Annotated in this window: 14 protein-coding genes; 5 read left to right on the top strand and 9 right to left on the bottom strand. The window is 32.8% G+C overall.

The window, feature by feature from the left end:
* Positions 1–6 precede the first annotated feature (6 nt).
* The 4 genes from AAW12_RS05065 to AAW12_RS05050 all read right to left on the bottom strand — a co-directional run bounded on the left by AAW12_RS05065 (position 7) and on the right by AAW12_RS05050 (position 4,009).
* Positions 7–1,260, bottom strand: coding sequence for a hypothetical protein (locus tag AAW12_RS05065; protein ID WP_046672516.1), 1,254 nt, complete (start codon positions 1,258–1,260; stop codon positions 7–9).
* A gap of 235 nt (positions 1,261–1,495) precedes the next feature.
* On the bottom strand, positions 1,496–1,993 hold the full coding sequence (locus AAW12_RS05060; protein WP_046672515.1) for a hypothetical protein: 498 nt from the start codon (positions 1,991–1,993) through the stop codon (positions 1,496–1,498).
* Positions 1,994–2,004: 11 nt separating this feature from the next.
* Positions 2,005–2,481 carry a hypothetical protein gene (locus AAW12_RS05055; RefSeq protein ID WP_046672514.1) on the bottom strand — a complete coding sequence of 159 codons (477 nt, stop codon included), beginning with the start codon at positions 2,479–2,481 and terminating at the stop codon, positions 2,005–2,007.
* Between the two features lie 43 nt (positions 2,482–2,524).
* Positions 2,525–4,009 carry a hypothetical protein gene (locus tag AAW12_RS05050; RefSeq protein WP_046672513.1) on the bottom strand — a complete coding sequence of 495 codons (1,485 nt, stop codon included), beginning with the start codon at positions 4,007–4,009 and terminating at the stop codon, positions 2,525–2,527.
* A 121-nt stretch (positions 4,010–4,130) separates the two neighbouring features.
* On the opposite strand from AAW12_RS05050, the gene AAW12_RS05045 reads away from it, so the two are divergent.
* Positions 4,131–5,648, top strand: coding sequence for a hypothetical protein (locus AAW12_RS05045; RefSeq protein WP_046672512.1), 1,518 nt, complete (start codon positions 4,131–4,133; stop codon positions 5,646–5,648).
* Here the strand turns inward: AAW12_RS05045 and AAW12_RS05040 are convergent.
* On the bottom strand, positions 5,645–7,159 hold the full coding sequence (locus AAW12_RS05040; RefSeq protein ID WP_046672511.1) for a hypothetical protein: 1,515 nt from the start codon (positions 7,157–7,159) through the stop codon (positions 5,645–5,647). The genes AAW12_RS05045 and AAW12_RS05040 overlap by 4 nt on opposite strands.
* Before the next feature lie 324 nt (positions 7,160–7,483).
* A complete protein-coding gene (locus AAW12_RS26610; RefSeq protein ID WP_231585209.1) occupies positions 7,484–7,639 on the bottom strand; it encodes a hypothetical protein in 156 nt (51 codons plus the stop codon).
* 156 nt (positions 7,640–7,795) lie between these two features.
* Here AAW12_RS26610 and AAW12_RS05035 point away from each other — a divergent pair, with 156 nt between their 5' ends.
* Together AAW12_RS05035 and AAW12_RS26800 are read left to right on the top strand one after the other, a co-directional pair.
* Positions 7,796–8,263 carry a hypothetical protein gene (locus AAW12_RS05035; RefSeq protein WP_156167547.1) on the top strand — a complete coding sequence of 156 codons (468 nt, stop codon included), beginning with the start codon at positions 7,796–7,798 and terminating at the stop codon, positions 8,261–8,263.
* A gap of 590 nt (positions 8,264–8,853) precedes the next feature.
* A complete protein-coding gene (locus AAW12_RS26800) occupies positions 8,854–9,036 on the top strand; it encodes a heavy metal-binding domain-containing protein (RefSeq protein WP_084823078.1) in 183 nt (60 codons plus the stop codon).
* On the opposite strand, the gene AAW12_RS05030 is transcribed toward AAW12_RS26800, so the two are convergent.
* The 3 genes from AAW12_RS05030 to AAW12_RS05020 form a co-directional block, all read right to left on the bottom strand.
* On the bottom strand, positions 8,995–9,567 hold the full coding sequence (locus AAW12_RS05030; RefSeq protein ID WP_046672509.1) for a PIN domain-containing protein: 573 nt from the start codon (positions 9,565–9,567) through the stop codon (positions 8,995–8,997). The two genes, AAW12_RS26800 and AAW12_RS05030, sit on opposite strands and share 42 nt — an antisense overlap.
* 25 nt (positions 9,568–9,592) lie before the next feature.
* Positions 9,593–9,925, bottom strand: a complete 333-nt coding sequence (locus AAW12_RS05025; protein WP_046672508.1) for an STAS-like domain-containing protein — start codon at positions 9,923–9,925, stop codon at positions 9,593–9,595.
* 149 nt (positions 9,926–10,074) lie between these two features.
* A complete protein-coding gene (locus AAW12_RS05020; protein ID WP_046672507.1) occupies positions 10,075–10,953 on the bottom strand; it encodes a hypothetical protein in 879 nt (292 codons plus the stop codon).
* A gap of 279 nt (positions 10,954–11,232) precedes the next feature.
* Between AAW12_RS05020 and AAW12_RS05015 the strand changes: the two genes are divergently transcribed.
* Positions 11,233–11,517: a YbjQ family protein gene (locus AAW12_RS05015; protein WP_046672506.1), complete on the top strand. Its 285-nt coding sequence runs from the start codon at positions 11,233–11,235 to the stop codon at positions 11,515–11,517.
* Positions 11,518–11,550: 33 nt separating this feature from the next.
* The gene (locus tag AAW12_RS05010; RefSeq protein WP_046672505.1) at positions 11,551–13,947 is read left to right on the top strand and encodes an AAA family ATPase; all 2,397 of its coding nucleotides are present in this window, start codon (positions 11,551–11,553) and stop codon (positions 13,945–13,947) included.
* Positions 13,948–13,981: the final 34 nt, after the last annotated feature.

Here is a 13,981-nt window from a genome sequence, read left to right as displayed (position 1 = left end):
TTATTTTTACCTTTTTAACTTTAGTTTAGTAAAATCTGGCCTAGATTCTATCGTAGTTTTAAGACGTGCTTTAACAGAATAGGCGTTTTTCCAAGTTTGGACATAATTAAAGCTATAACATAGAAGAGCGAAAAAATAAATGCCCGCAAATATTTTTGTTCTTGTTTGAGATTTGAAGTATAAAATTTGAAATATTCTAATAATGAGTATGCAGACTCCTATACTCGCTAAATACGTATAACGATCGGCGATCAGAGAATATCTTGCCAATGAGGTTAGGTTACATACAAGTAATATATTGATTGCAAAAAAGAACATCCCAAAAAGGATTAGTTTATCTTTGACATAACATAAATTCCATAAAAGAAAGGGCAGGGCTATTGGATACAGCCACATCCACAAGGGGGCTTGGTCGCCGTTTTTAAATGGAAACGGATATAAATAGGATAAATTAATTGGGATAACGCACTTCGTTAGATATTCAAAAAAAGTAAAGATAGATAATGGAATTCTCTGAAAGATGGGATAGAAATTATTACCATTATCGTTTAACTCTTGAGAGTCTATTGTTACTAATCCAAAAAGCAATGACAAGATTAAAAATGGGGCTTTTTCTAGCCATACATCTCTATCGTTGAAATTTCTACCTTTATACCAATCTAGTAATATCAATGTTAAAGGTAGTGTTACAGCCTGTTCTTTTGCTAAAAATGATAGAACGAACACGAACAATGTCAAAATATAAAATTTCTCTTTACGCCGATCAATATATCTAATGTATAAATTAAGGGCAATTAAATAGAAGAACGCGTATAAAATAACTTTCGATGCGCTTACCCAGGCCACTGGTTCTATGTTGATCGGCATAATGGCGAAAAGTGATGCCGTAAGGAATGGGAAAATATTTTTCGGGCAATTCTGAGCATTCTTGATTACACTTTTCGTAATCTGAAATACCAACAATGTATTTAATAGGTGTATAGATAAGCTGGCTAAATGAAAGATAGGCTTATTATAGCCGAAGATATTATGAAGGGTAGTATAATAAAGTTGGTTGACTGGCGCATACTGACCTCGGTAAAATTCGGTGAAAATTGCAAATATATTGTCTCTATTTATTCCTCCCTCTGTATAGTAATTCGTTACAAACCATTGATCATCCCAACCGAATAAAAAATCTGCATATAAAACTTGGGAATATATGATACTAATCAATAACACCAATAAAACACCATAACGGATATTGATTTTAGATAACATATTTTTTTAAAATTTTATTATTGTGGGGTAATATCGGTTTGAGCAACAAAGAAATAAGGTAAGTCTATTTTTTTTATAAAATAATAGTTCAATGCTACAACACAGTTGATTGAAATCAATAATAACAGGACTATAAATGCAATTAACTTAAATATTTTATTACCCATATTTAATAAATTATTTACTGACTGGCGACTATAATTGTATTGGCCTTTTAATGAATGGTATTGAGAAATTATGAGATAGCACGTGCTGTCATTATTTTTGATAAAATCTTTTTATATAAAAAGTATTTACCCTTGAGCGGTTTATTATCAAATAAGTATAAGTTAATTAGATCAAATTGAAGTATACCCGATTCACATTCATCAATTACACCAGTATCGATTTGGATCGGAATAATTATTTTCTCATTCACTTTTCCTAGCGATTTTAGATCCATATAAAGAGATTCAAAATCTATATTGTCTTGTATTCTCCTAAACTCTTCTATAAATTGTGGATAGGCACTATCTGAGAAATGGAGTGAGTTTATTTTACCAGTTTGATCAAAGGAAATGACCATTAAAGTCAATACTGGAATACACCTTTCTTGTAATTGTGCCGGGTATTTGAAATTTCTAAGAAACGAATTTTCAAACTTTTTGTAGTTATCAATTTTACCCTTGTCCTGAGCGTATACGCTATTGATCATGGCATACAGGATGATCAGTATGAATTTGATTGATTTCATTGTCTTAATATTTAATCGTTTATAACCGTTAGGACTAGGGGAGCATAAAAATAGAATTCTCCAAACGCTTGTTTTCCTTTAAAATTATATAGATTTTTAGTTACATTACTTTTAGGATCTGAAAACTCCTTTGAAACTTTTGCTAATCTTATCTCAATTGGAATAATGATAGGTAAATTACGTTTTTCAATATTAAGATCTTCATATACTGAATTAAAATCTAATTTATCTTTAATTCTTAAAAGCTCTTTAATCATAAGCGGATGCGCACTATCAGAAAATTCTAAATTGTATTGCCTTGCTTTCTCGTCATATTGTACCATTACTGTAAAAAATGATGGTATAGAGGCTTTCTCCAAATCCTTTGGATACCTTAAGTGAGTGACAAAACTCGATTGTAATTTTGCTCCATGATTATTTGTCTCTTGGCTGTAAACGATACCGTGAAACAATATTAGCATTAAAGCAATTATTACTGATTTTTTCATGGTTGAAATATTTTTCTTTAATAAATAGTTCTAGTATCTACTGTTATGGTTGAATTGGCTGCGTACATTTCTTTCCTTTATATCCCATTTCATAATCTGCCATTATCGTGGTTCTTTCATTGAGGGTAGGAAATACTGTTCCAAGACTTGTTGATAAACCATCGGTAATTTGTTGTTTTGTATCGCTTGATAATTCTCCAAAAGCGGTGTCTAATCCATTGAATGCTAGTGCATAAGCCTCTTTGTTAGGCGTTTTGAATTTATTGATCAGATAATTTGCCATAAAAGAAACATAAGTTTTTAACATTACAACATGTTGTGCTTGATTATTTTGTGATATGAAGCCCTTATACGATAAATAAGCGTGGACTCCTTCATGAACTGTTGTTACAGCAACGATCTCTTGTGACATAGTCGACAGCCTTGGACTATTTAACTGGATGGTAGCATCCATACCAGATATTTGACCTTGCGAATACCTTATATTTGAGGCTAAGCAATTTCCAAGATTATTATAGCCCAAGGGCTCGTTATCATAAAAGTATAAATTAAAATCGTTCGATTGCCCAAAAATTGTATTGAGTGATTGTCTTGCCGTAAACACAATATCTTTACTAATAATTGAATCTACCATTTTTCTAACACATGGATTTTGTACATTGTTCACAATCAAAGCACCGCCACCACCGTAAGGTGGATTTCCCCCGGTATTGCCTGATCCAATACCAGAACCGCTACCACCTGAGCCACTACCACTGCCACTTCCGCAAGTGGTACAAACACTTGGGCATTCGTGCCCTGCATAAGAAAATGTTCTCTTTGTAATACATCCATTTTGATCTGATGTAGTTTCCTCATAGATTGTTACAACACAACCTTCACGTGTTGCTTCTGTTGGAACCGTCTTTATCCAATAGGGAATGACAATTGGGCATACAACAGATTTTTTATTAGTTGCTTTTTTTATATTTATGTTTTCCTTCCTTTCAAATTCTGAAAAAGGCGAAGTACTAACTTTAGCAATAACATCACTTTTCAACTTTCCGTTTTCATAAACGCGAGCGTAGTTATACCTATAATTTATATCGTAATATAAAAGGCTACCATTAAAGCTATTCGGAATTTCTTTAGATAGACTCAACAGATCATCTACTTTCTTCGGAAGATCATCTTTTTCTCCGATCACTTCAACAATATTGGCACGCTGTACTTTTTCATTTTCTAAATCAAAAGTAAAATATCTTCTGATGTGAAAATCTTTGCTGAAGAGCTTCCTTTCTGGAGCTGGTACAATAAGAAATTCCTTGCCATTTTTTTTTAGAAACCATGATTCTTTCCATTTGGCATCCAGTCTATTTCCGCTCTTTGAATTAATATTCTCCATGTAATAGATTTTTGCATTTTCTAATATGGAGGCGGATGGACTTTCTTTTCCATCTAAGATAAATTCTATATCTTTCCTGCAAGAAAAGAGCACAAGCAGGCAGCTAAAGAGAACTGATAGAAAATACAGGTAAGTTCTTTTCATAATCGTTTATATGGTTGTTGGACTTAATTTACTATAAAATGTTTATAAACAAAAATAAATTTCAATTTATTTGTTTACTTCGTTATTTCAAATGGTATTGTAACGAGATATAATTTGTTCTATGTTTAAAAAATTAAAATTTACTGAATTAATTGTCTTCTTGTTGCTTGTTATGATAACAAGTGTTTGGTTGTTTAAATTATCTCATTTTCCTGGTCTTCATGGAGACGAAGCTTGGTTCGGAATTCGTGCTAATCAACTTGACAATGGCGGAGCTTTCAGCTGGCATGGTATGAATTATTATTCAGGCTCGTTACAAGAAATTCTCTCCGCAGTTAGCTTTAAGCTACTGGGAAAGGGAATATTCCAATTAAGAATTGTGGGGCTGATCAGTAATGTAATCGCGTTATTGTTATTTGTGAGGAGCCTGAGCCTGATATTTTCGAATAGGACGGTAGCAATTTTTTTCCTTTTGTTGTTTGCTCAATGCACTTCTTGGTTAGTTTATCCCCGTATAGCATGGGAAGTGACAAGCCTTACTTTATTATTTTTAAGTGTAAGTTTATGGTTTTCTCGAAAAATTATTAATGGTAATTACCATTTTTATTACTCATTTGCTTTTCTTGGAGTACATTTACTCGGCTCTTACAACCATATTATATTTGCTAGTGTTCCGTTGTCAATGTTTGTAGCAGCGATCACATTTAGTCTCATAAAGCATACATTCGATATCAAAATATTCGTCATTACATTGTTTAACATACTAAATGTCGTTTGGCTTTTCTTATTGATGAATTATCAAAAAGGGTATCTTCTTGATGTGTATATAATACCATCCGCTATTGGGGTACTTTTCATTTTATTAAGTGAATCTTTTATTATAGGAAGAATAAAAAATAGACATGTAGACCTAAACAAACTGCGTCTAAATAGATGTTCAGTATATATTAAAGGATTTTTAATTGTCGGAGTTTGTTTTTTTGTATGGAATCACGGTGTCGCTTTTTTTGGTTTTCTATGCAATTTTAAAACCTTGGAACACGTCTATTCCTTCGAGAGTTCACTTGTAATGATTGGTTTCAATTGCCTTTTGGTGTCAGCATTGCTTTTTTTCTTCATCAGAGGATCGGTTTTTGATCTGATGACTTTTAGTAGTTTTCCTGTGGTATTCATATTCTCATATATGGGGGTTTTTTCTTTATTTACAACAGCCAATTCTCCAAGATATTATCTGTGTATCTCTATATTGATTTATCTATACACTGCATATTCGATCTATAAATTTCCTCGAAAAGCGTTACCAAAATTAGCGATACTATTTATAGTGGCAATTATTTGTCAGCTCCAGCTCTGGAAAATATATACCGATTTGAATTATAAGTTTACACCCAAATATGTGTCTTTTGGAAAAAATGAAGAGCCATCGTCCCATTTCTTCCCAGTTTGGCCCGTTGTAGAATTTTTAAGAATCCATAAAATTGAGACGGTACAAACTATTTCCAACGATTATTTTATTAAAACACCAATTCAATTCATGGAAAATATATGCCCTTGGCAGAAAAATATGGGCACCAAAGTGATCGTTGACTACAGTGAAACAGGTATCAACGGTGGTTTTATAATTTTAAAAAAGGATTAGTTTACTTTTTTAACAAACTTATATATCTGAATGTTATCATTGTTGTCAGGATCATATAGATAGATAATTTTTTGATCATACCATGGTATGGTTTGATCGACCAATTTAAAACCCAATGCATCCAATCTTTCTAAGGTTTTGACTCCTGTGACATCCTCGTTTGAAAGCATTAAAAGATTATCCATATTTGGTTTGATGATTTTTTCAAAATCTACATTCCAAATTGAGTATATATTTGTAATATCGACATTTTTGTAGCTAAAAAATGTATTTCTACTAAATGGCCAATCATTATATGGGCTAATTGCTCCAATATAAATTACATGTACAGGGATGCTTTTATAATTTTCGTGCATAAAATCCCCAATTCGTTGTTTTGCATTACCTGCACTTTTTGAGCCAATCACGACCAAGCCCATCATATTTGCTACTAGGAATAATAATACAAAGATATTTAGGAGATTTGCTTTCAATCTATTTAAACTTTTAAAGCCCTGGAGAGCATATATCAAGAAATAAGGACAAAGAAAAACAAGAGGAAATAAAAATCTCATTTCTTTGTGCGGAATTATTGAATGGATCACTAAAAAAGGTACAACAGTCCACAATATTAGATCATTTTTGTTTTTTAATAGAACAAAGACTACTGAAATTGAAATTCCAAAACCGATGACAAAGCTAGGACTAGAAAATATAAACCAAAGATATTCGTACCAAGGTGATACGCCGAAGGTAGATGCGACATCTTTTATAATATTTGCTTCAAAATAGTTATAAATTGTTACTACAGGTTTTCCATAAAACCAAAAGTCTAATAAAAATCCAAAAAACAAAGTTGTAGAAATGCCTAGTGTTATATAGATAAATGGTTCCCACGTTGATTTTTGTATTAATAATAACCATAAGCAAATGCCAAACGCGAATAATAGACTCTGATAACGAAATAAAACTGAAAAGCCTATTATCAAACCAAAAATGAATCCGGATCTCGCTTTTAATGGGTTAACTTTTAAATAGTAGAGTGCAAAAAGTAAAAAAATGCCCGACCATGATTCAGATGAAAATCTAACACTGACGTATGGAATAAACCATAGTAAGTACGATAATATGATATAAAATCCATAGTAGTTTTTATTGAGTAGATCTTTATTACTCTTTCCAAATAAATGAATCGCAGTAATTGCGATGGCAGAAGTCAATAATCTAAGAGCTAATGTTTTAATGAAGACATCATCCAGCCCCAGTAAATCCAAAATTGAAAACGTCATATAGGCAATGCCTGGTTGAAGCGAAGGTCTTATTTGAGCGCCATATTCCCATGAAAGATCTGTAGCTTCGGTTTTTCCAAGTTTGTAATTGGCAAATTCAATAATCTGAAAGTGTTCATCAGGCTGATGAAATCCTGTACTTTTAACTGCTGTAAAAGCATAGAATAGGGCGATAAATAGCAAAAAAAAGGGATAGTGTTTTAACACTATGTTATTACAGCAGTTAAGGATTAATTTGGTCATCAAAAATTTAATGGTCTATTAAATAAATATAACGAATATTATCAATTTTAAAAGATAAAATCTGGATAGAAGAGACGCAGATTGATCTGATCGATGGCGAGATTGTTTTAGAATATAGGTATTGTTCATTTTAGAAGACCTGTTTTATAGGAATGGCATTAAAACTCATCCAAGGAGTTGATAATAAATTAGAACTAGCGTGATGAACAGGTTTGTTTGACGTCTTAAAGATCCTTACGGTTTCCCATAACCAACCCCACTTTCAAACCCATACCTTAGCCCTACGATTTGTAATAATCTTGAAAGTTAATAGCTGTAAGCCTATTAATTCAGCATACCGATAGCAATTCCAACCTTCCGATAGCTGCCGCTGTTGTCATAGGCATCACTGTCTTTAGCGATATAAGCGCGAGCTATGTCGATTTCTTTGGCGCTCGCTCCACCAACTATGAGAAAAAGATGCGACAAATGTGTCGGCATGTTATCGAAACGCTTAAGTAACACATCCAGACAACTTGTACGATGCTATAATCGGGCTATGATAGGCATAATACATCCGATTACATATAAAAAATGGGAAACGCTAAATATCTTTCCTGTATACAATATTACTAATATTATTAGTAATATTGTGAAATGAAACCGCTAGAAATCTTTTGCCGAAATCGGGTAATGTACGCTCAAATTACCGTGCATGATAAAAGCATGGGCATGAAAGATTATCATCTTCACAACAAAAATGGTCTTGCTTATTATGTTTTCAGGAAATCTCAGGGAGTGTGGGAGTTGGCATTTGGTGTACTCGCCGATGACATCAAGGAAGCGTGCATAGACGCCCTTATACTTCGCTTTGATACCGATGTGCCTGAGTTGTTTTATCATCATGGAAAACGCCAGGTCGTGGAAGTTCGGGCCAAGAAGTACAGCCTTTGGCATATATACCTCAATAATGCTTATGTAGGGAGTATTCAATATGACACCTTCACTAAGCAGTTCAATTACCACCTTGACGACAATTGCTTATTGACCGATGATCACGTGCAAAAATATATAGTCCTGATACAACGTGGGGAATTAAAGTGGATAAAGGACGATATTCGATGAAAAAGGATATAAAAGGAATAAAAAAACCTTGAGTCTGGGACTATAGAGAATCTAAGCACCAAAAAATATTTTACGTTGACAGATCAGGTGTGGGTTATCATAGAAGAACTTTTGATAAAAGACGCTTGTCATTATCGAAGAGTGGGTTGATCTGGAGTGTTCGTGAAACTGATAATAATATTTGATGAAGTGAAATAGCCTTTTGGAATTAAATTATTATCAGCAGTCCTCATTTAAACAACATTTTAGCAGAAATGAACAACTATTATCTCAAATAATCTAACGATCTTTACAATAGAAGAATGCCCCAAGCCGGTTAGAATTAGGCGACAGAGCATTTAGCCAACATTGCCTCCCTTGACGGTTAACGAGGGGGGCTTCTTTTTATTAATCTTTTACTTTATTGTCTTATTAAAGGGTCGAGTAAATCAGCTACGGTTTCCCGTAACCGATCATTCCGTCAAACCAATACCTTAGCCTTACAGTTTGTAATAATCTTGAAAGTTAATAGCTGTAAACATATTAATTCAGCATAAATAATGTATATTAGGCTTGGTTATTAACCTTGCCCGATTGAAAAGTAGCATGCCATGATAGTAACCACGACCAATTCCATCGAAGGGAGGGAGATTTCACGATATAATGATCCAATAGCTGCCAATGTTGTCATCTGCACCAATTTCTTTAGCGATATAAGAGCGAGCTATGTAGATTTCTTTAGAGGTCGGTCGCTAAGTCTTCGGTTTAATTCTATCAGTATGCGATTTGAATAATTTTTTGTTATAGGTTGCTATTTTGCAACCTTCCTTTGTAAAATCACCATCATTAGTGATTAAAATTGCATCATATTGTTTTGTAAGCTGATACAAATAATTGTCATTGAAATCCATTTCATCTGGGGAAAAGCAGGTAACAGTATTAAGATCTAAATGGCGGAGTTCTACTAAGATTAGAAAATCAACATAATTTTCAAGATCCTCCTTTATCAAGTTATACTTATCAGTAAAGTCTCGTGATTTTCTAAAATTAGATTTGTAATAGTTTTTAAAATCCCCGTTTTTTCCATCCCTGATATATTTTTTATATGCGTGAAAACGAAGCCATCTATTAAAAATTTCACTTATTTGAAGAGGTGAAATCAAAATTCTGCAATTCTCCGATTTAATAATCTTTGAGAAGTAGGATTTATAATGGTCGGAAATATTTTCATCACTTTCGAATCCTAAAATAGGAAGCCAAATGTTTGTATCCAGGACAAAAAAATCACCATCTTTTGGTGATGGTGAACTTTGTAAAAATATCATGCTTTTTATGATTTAATCACATAATTTAAGCAAACTCAATATCTCTGTATGCTTGATAGTTATCTCTATTTTCAAAATTATCCCACATATCTAAGAACTTGTTTTTGAAACTTGAGATATGTTCATAGTTAACCGGATGAAATGATTGCTCAGTTTCTTCTTTGCCAAACTCAGCCAATAACTTTCCAAAAGATGCATTTAAGAAAAGTGTAGATAATCTATTGACTCCCTCAAAATCAACATCAATTGATTTATGTTGCTGATTAAACACGTTTTTTACTTCATTAAATAACATAATTCCATCATCATGCAACAACGCATTTTTGCTGTGGATTATATCGTAAACTTTGACTTTCATAATGATAAATATTATTTTAATCTACAGAAGATAGTAATAAAAAATATCAACTCTTTATTATGTATTACTAAAATGATGCCAAATAGATTATTAATAATTTGGCGCAAATATACAATTAAAAAATGTTTTAAGTTTAACTCTACCGGCTCTTATAAATTTAATGCTTTTTTGTTGAATTCCAAATTAATAACAGTTCCCTGAAAAAAATGTTTTAGAGGCATAGAGCCATCTGGGAAAAGGAGAGGTTTTGATTCAGCGGTTTCGCTGCACCACATCGAATCCCCTGATATGATTTGGAGTTTCCCTTTTCCATCTGCAAAATATCTACGCAGCCCAATAAGTCCGGTTCCTCCTGGTGCATCTGGTTTGGAACTATTACCTTCTGCAGCCCATTGAATTGCTTTTTCGTAAGTCTGAATTTCAGGTATCCTTTCTCTTATTTTTTCAAGGAAACCAATCCCTAGGTCACAAATTGTAAATTTTACGACAGCAAATCTTGGATAATATTGTCCGCAGACATAAAATGGCATTTCAGTAAAGGCATGTTTATCGATATTGCCATAAAGCTCCCCAAGATCATCCAAAAGCTTATCGATTACTTCTACCTCAAATTTAGGCATTGCTGAATGTTTCAATACGTCATTTTCGACATAATCCATAAATCCATCTTTATCTTTGACCTCAAATCCTTTAAATGGTATACAGGATGACTTCCTTGAATCACCAGTTATTTCAATTGGAAGAAATTGATTATGAATTAGTATGTCAAACTTTTTTTCAACTTCCGATTGCTTTACAGAAAAGTAAAGATTATTTGTCTTATTTAACCGATATAGTAATGCACCTAAAAGAGAACATAAGTTGCCATCAAACCACTCCAAATCAGTTAAGCATATCTCAATGGTACAGTCGTTATGTTCCTGACACTTAAAGTAGAAATCAAGTATTTGATTGACACCCGTTCTGTCCGAATATATCTTAGATATTCCCAAAGGAATTCTTATTTTATTTTCAGCTAATAATGACACTTAATTATTCAGGTTTATATTATATGGTATGCAAATATACAATTTATTCGTAACGCTTTTTATTTCCATTTGATAATTTTTATAAAGTTAGCGCAATATCCAATTACTTATTTATTTCTCGATACGGTTTCCCGTAACCAACCCTACTTTCAAACCCATACCTTAGTCTTACAGTTTGTAATAATCTTGAAAGTTAATATCTGTAAACATATTAATTCAGCATAAATAATGTATATTAGGCTTGGGTATTAACCTTGCCCGATTGAAAAGTAGCATGCCATGATAGTAACCACGACCAATTCCATCGAAGGGAGGGAGATTTCACGATATAATGATCCAATAGCAGCCAATGTTGTCATCGGCACCAATGTCTTTAGCGATATAGGAACGAGCTATGTCGATTTCTTTGGCGGTCGCTCTACCAGCTATGAGAAGAAGATGCAGGAAATGTACAAGCGTGTCACAGATACGCTCAAGCAACGTGCACAGGCAATTCGTGCTGATGCTATTATTGGGTTTAGTGTGAATGCAGGCAATTATAATAAAGGTACATCTAGTTTTTAATTATAACTGAAACGATAAAATCTAAAGTAAATTATGATCACGAAAATTGATATTCCTAGTTTTGGCTTGTATAATAACTATATATGGGATAAGTCTATTGGACGGACAGAAACCTTTAGCAGGCTTAACATTATTTACGGGAGAAATTATTCAGGAAAAACAACTTTGTCAAGAATTTTTAAGTGTATTGAGGAGCAATCATTACACAAGAATTATGATACCGGATCGTTTAATATTTCTCTATCCGATGGAGCACAATTATCGTCTCAAAATTTTAATACCGATTTTATATTTAGAGTTTATAATTCCGACTTTGTGAGAGAAAATCTGAGTTGGTTGCATAACGATGACGGCTCGATAAAGCCATTTACCATATTAGGTGCTAAAAATGTGGAATTAGAAAGGAAATTGGAAGAGATTAAACAGAAACTTGGAAATGAAGATTCAGGTCAGGGACTTCTCTATAGTCTTTCTGAAAAAGAAAAAGAACTTACTCAAACCAGTTTATCTTACACAAAAAGGAGTGATGGCTTAGAAGACAAACTTAGATCAAGAGCCAATGACAAGATTAAGGTTACTCCACATCTTTTTCAACCAACTCAAAAAAAGAAAACATACTCTATTTCGGATATTAAAAGTGAAGTTGAAAATATAAAGGATAATCTTTCGGAGTTTCTGTTGTTAGAAAAAGAGTTGGAATCTTTGAAATCTATTCTAGGCGACAAGCCTTTGACAAACATAGAATTGTTAAAAGAATTTAGACCTAATTTCTCTCAGCACTATGAATCCGTTGAAAAAATTGTATCTAAGAGTATTAAGCCAAGTTTAGCTATAAGGGATCTAATAGAGGATAACCTATTGCAGGAGTGGGTTAGGCAAGGGATAGAAAAGCATAAAGGAATAAGAGAAACATGTGCTTTTTGTGGAGCGAGCTTGTCGCCAGTTATATGGGAAAAGCTAGATGAGCACTTTAGTAAAGAGTCTGAGGATCTAAGAACCGAAATAATTCGTACAATTGGGCTATTGGAATCTTCTAAAACAAAGCTTGGAGAATTTGTACATCTGAAAAAAGAGGAATTTTATTCAAGTTTACATGAAGAATATGATCGTGTTAATCAACAATGGAATTCCGCAATGGAAGGCTACAGATATTCACTTGATCAATTAATATCAGAATTGAATAACAGAAAAGATGATATATTCAAAATCATTCAATTAGCGAATATCGAAGATCATTCAGAGAGTATTTTCAATACAATAAAAGAATTCAATAAACTAATAGAATCAAATAATGATAAATCCGTGTCGTTAGAGTTCGACCAGGAATCTGCCAGAACTAAGTTGCGTAAATCCGATATTGCACAGTATTTAAATGATATTGAATATGGAAAACTCACAGCAGAGATAAAAGAAGAGGAAGAAAAAGTTGAACGAGTTAAGAATTTCATATCACCTTTAAAAACAGAAGTTGAAGTTTTATTAGCCGAAAAAGATAGTTTAGAGAGTCAAGCAAAGAATGAGAGTAGGGGGGCTGAATTAGTTAATGAGCATCTTTCACATTTCTTTGGGCATAATACCCTTCGTTTGACAGCATTTGATGAAGAAGAAGGTGTGAGATTCAAGATTCAGCGGGAAGGTATAGATGCCAACAATCTTAGTGAAGGAGAGTGTAGCTTAATATCATTCTGTTATTTTATAGCAAAGATCCAAGATGAGTTACAGGATGAAATAAGGCGAAATAAGCTCATAATATATATTGATGATCCAATGTCTAGTCTTGATAGTAATCATATTTTCTTCATGTTTAGCCTAATTGAAGCTGTAATTGCTCGACCGAAAAAATATGCTCAATTGTTTATTTCAACTCATAATCTTGACTTCCTTAAATATTTAAGAAAACTTACAATACCAAAATACGGAACTGGTAATAGTAAGAAGGATGATATTAAACATTTACTTATTGAAAGGAAAAATAGAGAGTGTACAATATTAAGATTGGCTCCGATATATTTGAAAAAATATGTAACTGAATTTAATTATTTATTTGAACAAATTTATAGATGCTCAAAAGCTTCCGAAGAAACCATATCCCACGATTATCAATATAATTTTGGAAATAATATGAGAAAATTCCTAGAAGCATATCTATTTTATAAGTATCCCAGCCATAAGATTAGTAATGATCAAAGAATAAGAAATTATTTCAATAATGATACAGTTACTGTTGCATTGATAAATAGAATCACAAATGAATATTCACATTTGGAGGATAATTTTGATAGGTCACTTGCTCCCCTTGATATTGCGGAGATACGTCAAATATCTGAATTAGTTTTAAATCGAATTGAATCTAATGATCCCGATCAGTTTGATGCACTGTTAGAAAGTATTGGAGTAGAAAGGCCTAGATTAGCGGTTCGAAATAATTGAAGTATTTTTAATAGTATAATATAACAATCATGAC

The sequence above is a fragment of the Sphingobacterium sp. Ag1 genome, from assembly GCF_000988325.1.
Taxonomy (GTDB): Bacteria; Bacteroidota; Bacteroidia; order Sphingobacteriales; family Sphingobacteriaceae; genus Sphingobacterium.
The sequence above is the reverse complement of the archived record's forward strand: the minus strand, read 5'-3'. Positions and strand labels throughout refer to the sequence as shown.

What these genes read in the sequence shown, in the direction of transcription:
- AAW12_RS05045 (WP_046672512.1), top strand. Translation starts at nt 4,131, where the DNA reads ATGTTTAAAAAATTAAAATTTACTGAATTAATTGTCTTCTTGTTGCTT.
- AAW12_RS05065 (WP_046672516.1), bottom strand. Translation starts at nt 1,260, where the DNA reads ATGTTATCTAAAATCAATATCCGTTATGGTGTTTTATTGGTGTTATTG.
- AAW12_RS26610 (WP_231585209.1), bottom strand. Translation starts at nt 7,639, where the DNA reads ATGCCGACACATTTGTCGCATCTTTTTCTCATAGTTGGTGGAGCGAGC.
- AAW12_RS05030 (WP_046672509.1), bottom strand. Translation starts at nt 9,567, where the DNA reads ATGATATTTTTACAAAGTTCACCATCACCAAAAGATGGTGATTTTTTT.
- AAW12_RS05055 (WP_046672514.1), bottom strand. Translation starts at nt 2,481, where the DNA reads ATGAAAAAATCAGTAATAATTGCTTTAATGCTAATATTGTTTCACGGT.
- AAW12_RS26800 (WP_084823078.1), top strand. Translation starts at nt 8,854, where the DNA reads ATGATAGTAACCACGACCAATTCCATCGAAGGGAGGGAGATTTCACGA.
- AAW12_RS05025 (WP_046672508.1), bottom strand. Translation starts at nt 9,925, where the DNA reads ATGAAAGTCAAAGTTTACGATATAATCCACAGCAAAAATGCGTTGTTG.
- AAW12_RS05010 (WP_046672505.1), top strand. Translation starts at nt 11,551, where the DNA reads ATGATCACGAAAATTGATATTCCTAGTTTTGGCTTGTATAATAACTAT.
- AAW12_RS05015 (WP_046672506.1), top strand. Translation starts at nt 11,233, where the DNA reads ATGATAGTAACCACGACCAATTCCATCGAAGGGAGGGAGATTTCACGA.
- AAW12_RS05035 (WP_156167547.1), top strand. Translation starts at nt 7,796, where the DNA reads ATGAAACCGCTAGAAATCTTTTGCCGAAATCGGGTAATGTACGCTCAA.
- AAW12_RS05040 (WP_046672511.1), bottom strand. Translation starts at nt 7,159, where the DNA reads ATGACCAAATTAATCCTTAACTGCTGTAATAACATAGTGTTAAAACAC.
- AAW12_RS05050 (WP_046672513.1), bottom strand. Translation starts at nt 4,009, where the DNA reads ATGAAAAGAACTTACCTGTATTTTCTATCAGTTCTCTTTAGCTGCCTG.
- AAW12_RS05060 (WP_046672515.1), bottom strand. Translation starts at nt 1,993, where the DNA reads ATGAAATCAATCAAATTCATACTGATCATCCTGTATGCCATGATCAAT.